The 6,738-nt window shown below is 52.6% G+C and carries 7 protein-coding genes; 3 read left to right on the top strand and 4 right to left on the bottom strand.

Features of this window, described 5'->3' with window-relative positions:
* The first annotated feature begins 152 nt into the window (after positions 1-152).
* The 3 genes from H4J77_RS18910 to H4J77_RS20450 all read left to right on the top strand — a co-directional run bounded on the left by H4J77_RS18910 (position 153) and on the right by H4J77_RS20450 (position 1,650).
* Complete coding sequence (locus tag H4J77_RS18910) at positions 153-833, top strand: Mu transposase domain-containing protein (protein ID WP_123891415.1); 681 nt, start codon at positions 153-155, stop codon at positions 831-833.
* Positions 834-929: 96 nt separating this feature from the next.
* A complete protein-coding gene (locus H4J77_RS20455) occupies positions 930-1,274 on the top strand; it encodes an ATP-binding protein (protein ID WP_372237944.1) in 345 nt (114 codons plus the stop codon).
* Between the two features lie 265 nt (positions 1,275-1,539).
* A complete protein-coding gene (locus tag H4J77_RS20450; protein WP_372237943.1) occupies positions 1,540-1,650 on the top strand; it encodes an ATP-binding protein in 111 nt (36 codons plus the stop codon).
* Between the two features lie 167 nt (positions 1,651-1,817).
* Here the strand turns inward: H4J77_RS20450 and H4J77_RS20040 are convergent, their stop codons facing one another.
* The 4 genes from H4J77_RS20040 to H4J77_RS18890 form a co-directional block, all read right to left on the bottom strand.
* Positions 1,818-1,949 (bottom strand): hypothetical protein, encoded by a 132-nt coding sequence (locus H4J77_RS20040; RefSeq protein ID WP_256671458.1) that lies wholly within the window; start codon positions 1,947-1,949, stop codon positions 1,818-1,820.
* Between the two features lie 906 nt (positions 1,950-2,855).
* Positions 2,856-4,214 (bottom strand): heavy metal sensor histidine kinase, encoded by a 1,359-nt coding sequence (locus tag H4J77_RS18900; protein WP_182249977.1) that lies wholly within the window; start codon positions 4,212-4,214, stop codon positions 2,856-2,858.
* Complete coding sequence (locus H4J77_RS18895) at positions 4,211-4,885, bottom strand: heavy metal response regulator transcription factor (RefSeq protein ID WP_182249975.1); 675 nt, start codon at positions 4,883-4,885, stop codon at positions 4,211-4,213. Before H4J77_RS18895 ends, H4J77_RS18900 begins: the two co-directional genes overlap by 4 nt.
* A gap of 319 nt (positions 4,886-5,204) precedes the next feature.
* Positions 5,205-6,524: an OprD family porin gene (locus tag H4J77_RS18890; RefSeq protein WP_123891418.1), complete on the bottom strand. Its 1,320-nt coding sequence runs from the start codon at positions 6,522-6,524 to the stop codon at positions 5,205-5,207.
* Positions 6,525-6,738 lie beyond the last annotated feature (214 nt).

Raw genomic sequence — 6,738 nt, 5'->3', positions numbered from 1 at the left:
GAACCCATCGGATATATACCGCCCGCAGAGGCTGAGGCAAACTACTATCGGCAACTAGCCAGTCAGGCTTCCAAGGTGGCGGCTTGACTTAAACCAAACAGCCTCCGCGAAACCCGGGGCGGTTCAAAGATAAGGGCAAAGTGGAGGCCGGCGTGAAACTGGTTCAGCGCTGGTTGTTGGCAGCCCTGCGACACCGGCGTTTTTTCAGCTTAGCGGAACTCAATCAGGCCATCTTTGATTTGCTGCCGGCATTCAATCAGCGTCCGTTCAAACGCCAGCCGGGCAGCAATCGGCAAAGTTTGTTCGTCGCAGTGGCTCAGCCTGCGCTCCAGCCTCTGCCTGCCCACTCCTACGAGCATGCGGATTGGCGCTTCAAGGTACGGGTACGTAGTGACTACCTAGTGGAGTACGACAACCACCATTACTCGGTGCCAAGCCGACTGTTACAGCAGCAGGTGGATGTGCGCGCCACTGGGCAGATTGTTGAGGTCTTCTACAACCATTTGAGTGTCAGCAGCCATGCCCGTCAGTTTGTGTCTGGCATCAGCGTGCAGCCGGAACACCGGCCGTCTAACCATCAGTACTACGCCGACAGCCAACCCGCCGCATTGTTGACCTGGGAGGAGCGAGTAGGGCCTGCACTGCTGCGTCACCTGCACTACCACTTTACCGAACGTACCGTTGTGGCCAATGGGCGCAAGGCGCGCCAGCGCCTTGCGCAAGGAAGCCCACCTGCATGGCGATGCCCGACTGGAGGAGGCCTGTGCTTACGCGCTGACTATCAAGATCTTCGCATTGAAAAGTCTGCAATCCATCTTGCGCGAGCAACCTGACAAACGCCCTGGCCTGAAAGCTTTGCCCAGCTTGACACCCGCTCACGAAAACCCGCGCGGCGCCCATTACTTTGCCGATGAAAAGGATCACTCGACATGCTGAACCAGCAGATCCAAAACAAGCTCCAGCAACTGCACCTGTCGGGCATGGCCAAGGCCTACCGCGACCAGCTTGAGCAACCGCGCATGCAGGAATTGCCATTTGATGACCGCTTAGGCCTAATGGTTGATCGCGAACTCAGCGAGCGTGAGAACCGCAAATTGTCACGGTTACTGGAGCAGGCGAAACTGCGCTATGCCGCGCACCTAGAGGATGTGGACTATCGCAGCAGTCGCGGTCTGGATAAGCAAGTGATTGAAGGCTTGGCTAGCTGTCGCTGGATCGGTCAGCAACAGAACCTGTTGCTGACCGGAGCCCTGACTCGCCTGTGCCTTTGGTAGCCAGGCCTGACGGCAGGACTACTCAGTGGTTTATAAAAACGTCTCGAAACTCTACGAAGAACTGCAAATCGCCATAGGCGACGGCTCTCTCCCAAAGTATCGAACGGCCTTGAGCCAAAGTCCACTTGCTTATCCTCGATGACTTTGGGTTGGCTCCGGTAGAGCCTACGGTGGGGTATACCTTACTGGACATTGTCGATCAACGCATGCAAAGACCGGCTCGCTGATCATCACCAGTCAGTTCCCCACGGAGCACTGACACAGCATGTTTAGCGACGTCACGCTTGCCGAGGCCATACTGGATCGCATCGTCCACCGTTCGCACCGTATCGGACTCAAGGGCGAGTCACTGCGCAAGCAGGCTGCCAAGGCATAAATGATAGACAACGGAGGGGGATTACCCCCTTCGTCATTTTCGCGCCCGCGAAAATGACCGAGTCAGTGAGACTGCATCTCAAGTTGGCTTAGGCAGGCATACAGTAAGGCTTCGTCAGTATCTCGAAAATGCCCCTAAAATACCTCGATGCCCATCACCGCCGATGCTTAGGCAAGCACCAGCCCTTTGGCGCTAATAAAATCGTTGATGCGCACAATGAGCATGGTTTTACGCTGAATTGCGTCAGCATTGGCGCAACTGAGATCGGTATAGACATTCTGGCTGCCTTCTTCAATCAATTGAGACGACCTGCGAAGTAGGGATAGAGCGGATAGTTTAACGCTTTACGGATGGGTCAAAATCATCAGCGCAGTGGATCACCATCACTGGAATGGGTGGGTAAGAACATCCAGCGCGAGTGGGTCAGACCTACTGGAATAAAATGTCAAAATCACCAGCGCTCACATTAAATTGAATATCCGAAAGCTGCGGCCATCTGATAGTTGGTCGTGCATGAAGTCCGTCGTCCAGCACTGATTCATCGAGTTCGGCACCGCCAGCGACTGGGGCTCCCCCCTAACGATGCGCGCTCGGCTTGACCTGCAGATCGAGCTCCTGCTCGCCATAGATTCGACACACCCGATTGCGATTCCAGCGATAGCCTTTCACGTTGCGCAGATACAGGAAGAACAGGCCATAACCCTAGTTGGGTTGGTTGTGTGTGAGGTTAATGAGGTGGTCGGCGATCTTGACATTTTCTGATGACAAGCGCGGCTAGTAGCGATAGCAAGTAACGCTGACGTCAAAGGCAAAACAGCCAGGTTGGTGCTGATGTTGCCAGAGCTAACCGCTTGCTGTGACCTCTTGCGCCGCTGGCATGGCTTCACCATTTTTGACTTAGCCGCCTGGATGATCTCGGCCGTCAATCGCTCTTCGGCATGCCATTCTTGAGGCACTGGTTTTCATCCTCGATCTCGCGCAGCTGGGGCACTAACGAGCTGTTGATGCCGCCAAACTTGGCCCGCTACGCCGTGCATGATGCCATACTCACGGCATAACTCGGGTGCAGGGCTGCCGGCGTCGGCGTGCTTGAGAATAGAAATGCTTTGGCCTTCTGAAGAACGGGATGTCTCCACATAAAAATTTTTATCCGATTAGTAGGAAATTTTACTTCTGATGAATACTGACTCAGGGGGTTTGCCGAGTCAGGCGTGCCGAGGAAAAGTGAGTTTAAAAGTGGTGCGACCGCTCGTGCTAGCCACGGCCACGTGGCCTTGGTGGAGGTTCATCACTGAACGAACAATCGCTAGCCCCAAGCCCACTCCTCGAGATTGTATGCTGCCGGTGCGGTAAAAACGCTCGAACAGGAGTGGGAGATGGCTAGATTCGATAGTGGGGCCTTGATTGGTAACGGCCAATGAGATCGTTTCCAAGTCCTCCCGGATTTGAAGTTCTACCGTGCTGCCAGTGTTCGAATGTTGCAACGCGTTGGATAGCAGGTTGGAAATGGCTCGCTGGACCATGAGTTGATTTCCTAAAATCTTGGCATCGCCCGTTATCGTCATTGCGATTCCCGCTTCCTCAGCGAGTACTTCGAAATATTCACATACTCGTCTCGCGTCGTTCCCCAAGGATAATGGTTCCAGCTTCAGTGCTGGGCTGGCCTGGGCCAGAAACAGCATGTCTGACACAATTCGATCCATGCGTTCGAGCTCTTCTACCGACGATTCCAGCGCTTCAAGATATTGTTCCTTATTTCTCTCGCGTACTAGGGTGACCTGAGCCTTCCCTATCAGGTTGTTCAGCGGAGTTTTCAACTCATGAGCTACATCGTCCGAGAATTGAGACAAGAGCTGAACGCCATAATCGAGTCGATGAAGCATTATGTTGAGGCTATCCGCCAATGTCTGGAGCTCTTTGGGAAGCCGATCGATGCGGATTCGGGGTGACAGATCCTGCGTGGTTACCTTAGTCGCCAAAGCACGAAATTTACGCAGCGGTCGCAAGCCATTGTTTGCAACCAGCCATCCGGTCAAACAGATTAATGTCAGCAATACCGGCACGGCCACTAAAGCCGAGCCCAAGAATGCAGCCACCAACTGTTGATCGGCACTGCGATCTTGCGAAAGTAAAACCGTCATTTGAGGCAGTCCCGGAACCTGGATATGCTTGCGCCCAGTTAACATCAGCACATCCTCTTTCGCAGTCCATTCCAGAAAGTCACTATCTTTGTTAACGAGATCCAGCTGTTCCGGAGCACTGGCGAACCTTCCGATACTCAAAATAGGCGATTTCGCTGTATCGTTGACGACAGTAATCGAAAGGTTGTCATGGCCGAGTATCGTATCGCTCAGCGAATGTTGCCAAGGACGGCCTGTGCTGGATTCGGTATCTACGAGTACATGATCAATTTTTCCGAGATTATCCGTCATTTCCTCCTGGGCTCGCGAATCTAATTGGCGTACCAATACCCAGTAGCTCATCGCTATAAGCAGCGCGACCAAAGCGGCGCCGGCTAATGTGATTTGGAGCGCAAGTCTCGATGCGAGGCTGAGTGGCTTCAATGCCGCGCCTCTAGCACGTAGCCCACACCCCGAATGGTGTGTATCAACCGATTGCCAAAGGGCTCATCCACTTTCATCCGCAATCGACGAATCGCGACATCCACCACGTTGGTATCGCAGTCAAAGTTGATGTCCCAAACTAAAGCTGTGATCTCAGTACGTGTAAGCACCTCGCCAGCCCGGCGCATGAGCAGATGCAATAACGCGAATTCTTTGCTGGTGAGGTCGATACGCTGACCGTTTCGATAGGCCCAATGCCGGCTCGGGTCCAGCTCGAGGTCGGCTATATTCAGATCGCTCGGGAGTGCGACGGCCTCGCTGCGTCGCACCACTGTTCGGATGCGAGCGACCAGCTCAGGGAACTGGAACGGCTTGACTAGGTAATCGTCAGCGCCCAATTCCAAGCCGCGGATTTTGTGCTCCAGGCGGCCCTTGGCTGTCAACATGATGACGCGTGTTTGCTTCCGGCGCCGGATGAGTTCGAGCACCTCCCACCCATCCATGGTTGGTAGATTCGCATCAAGTAGCACGATGTCATAGTCGTTTTGCTGAGCTAGGTGAAACCCGTCGAGACCATCAGCCGTTCGATCGACCTTGTAACCACATTCGGTAAGACCCTGTTGTAGGTATTCTGCAGTTTTTATTTCGTCTTCTATAATCAAGATGCGCATGATTTCAGGTAGCTCGGAAAAGAGGTGTGCGGTAAGCGGAACAAAAATAATCTATGTATTAACTATAAGGTCAAGAAGAAAACGGTTTTTTATTAACGTAAAAGACAAATGAAAAAACTTTGCCTATGGATTTGGCAAGCAACCTAGCGCAGCAATAGTTTTTCGGGGTCATCCAGCTATTTTGTATCTACCGGAAATTTGGTTAACCCACAGCGCAAGGAAGTGCGTTGAAGCAAAAAAAGGCGCCCAGATGGGCGCCTGAAACACATCTTCTAACCAAGGGAGCAAAAAAAGAAGATGTGGTGTTGCCTATGGTACCTCACAGGATAGATAGCGGGTATTCAGCTATGAATCGGACTTCATCAAGGTCTGACTCAAAGTCAGTTGCCCGCGTAGTAGCCTGGCGTACCCTCAAAGAGAGCCCACTGAGAGAGCCTGTCTGTACAACATAGCGAGCTTCGACGTCGCGCTCCCATCGGCTCTGTCCTGTCAGCGCAGCACCGTTATCGTCTTGCCGCATGTACACCTCGTTCGCGTTGCTATAGTCAGCGCCCCAACCACTGGCGTAACGCGTCATGAACGTAAGCCCGGGGATCCCATAGTCCGCCATGTCCAGATCATAGCGCAGCATCAAAGACTGTTCTTTGGGTGAATTGAAATCGCTGTACTGTATGGAGTTATTCAGATAAATCGAGTCCGCTTGGCGCAGATAGTCAAAATCATTGTTGCCATTGTTTTGCTGATAAGATGCGGTAACGGCGTGCGCACCAAAAACGACACCCAAGCTGGAACTCCAGATGTTGTTGTTGAACTCACCCAACAGGTCACGACCTTCATTGGTTGCTTTGTAATAGTTGAAACCTCCCAGCACATCTACCATATCTGAGACTGGGTAGGTGGTCGCTAGACCAAAGTAATGTTGGTTCCAAACATCTTTGAGCCGGCTGGTATACAGACTAAAACTGATATTTTCGTTAACGCGATAGTCGCCCCCTGCGTAGCCGAGCCAAGACGCGTCGACATCCCCTCCGTAGAAGGTGACAAAGTCGTCGTTCGTGTTGCTAGTGTTGGGTTGGCTCATCGCGTGTAGGCGACCACCCTGGATGGTAAGGCCTTCCAGCGAATTGTTCACTACAGTGAAACCCTTGAAAGACTCCGGCAGCAGCCGTGAGTCACCGTAATGCACAACGGGCGTCGTGGGGAACACGTCACCGGCCTTGATCTCGGTATCGAACAGTCGCACTTTCACTGCGCCACCCACCCGAGTGAAATTATCCTCAGGATCGCCAGCGCTGTCGTAAGGAAGCAGGTCTATGCTGCCACCCACACCGGAGCGTCCCGAACCGGAATCGAGCTTGATTCCGAGCATAGAAAAGGCGTCGACGCCGACCTCCACCGAACCTTGGGTATATCCGGACTCGAAAAAAGCCATCACTCCGTGAGCCCATTCTTCAGAGTAGCCATTGCCGGTGGTGCTCTCACCGTCGCGAAAGTCTCGATTGAAATAATAGTTGCGATTTATTAACGAAAGCGTGCTGCCTTCGATGAAACCCTCCGCTGTTTCCGATTGAGCAAAGACCGGAGCGTTGCTTAGTGTCACTGAAATGGCTATCAGTGAAAGAGTGGTTTTTTTGCTCATGATAATGCTCCTGATGTGCGACATTATTTGCGCCTAGATGGCGCCTTTCGCATTAAATTTTTATTAATTATAGGCTTTTAAAGATGACCTGAATAGCCCCTAGTTTCGTAGACACCTCCAGGCCTTATAATCAAGGCACCCAGGAGGTCCAATGAGCAACTCACGCTACACCGAAGAATTCAAAATTGAAGCCGTCAAACAGGTGGCTGGCCGA

It is taken from the genome of Pseudomonas sp. 5Ae-yellow (genome assembly GCF_014077575.1).
Classification (GTDB): Bacteria; Pseudomonadota; Gammaproteobacteria; order Pseudomonadales; family Pseudomonadaceae; genus Halopseudomonas; species Halopseudomonas neustonica.
Note: the sequence above shows the minus strand (reverse complement) of the source record. Positions and strands in the feature narration are given on the sequence as shown.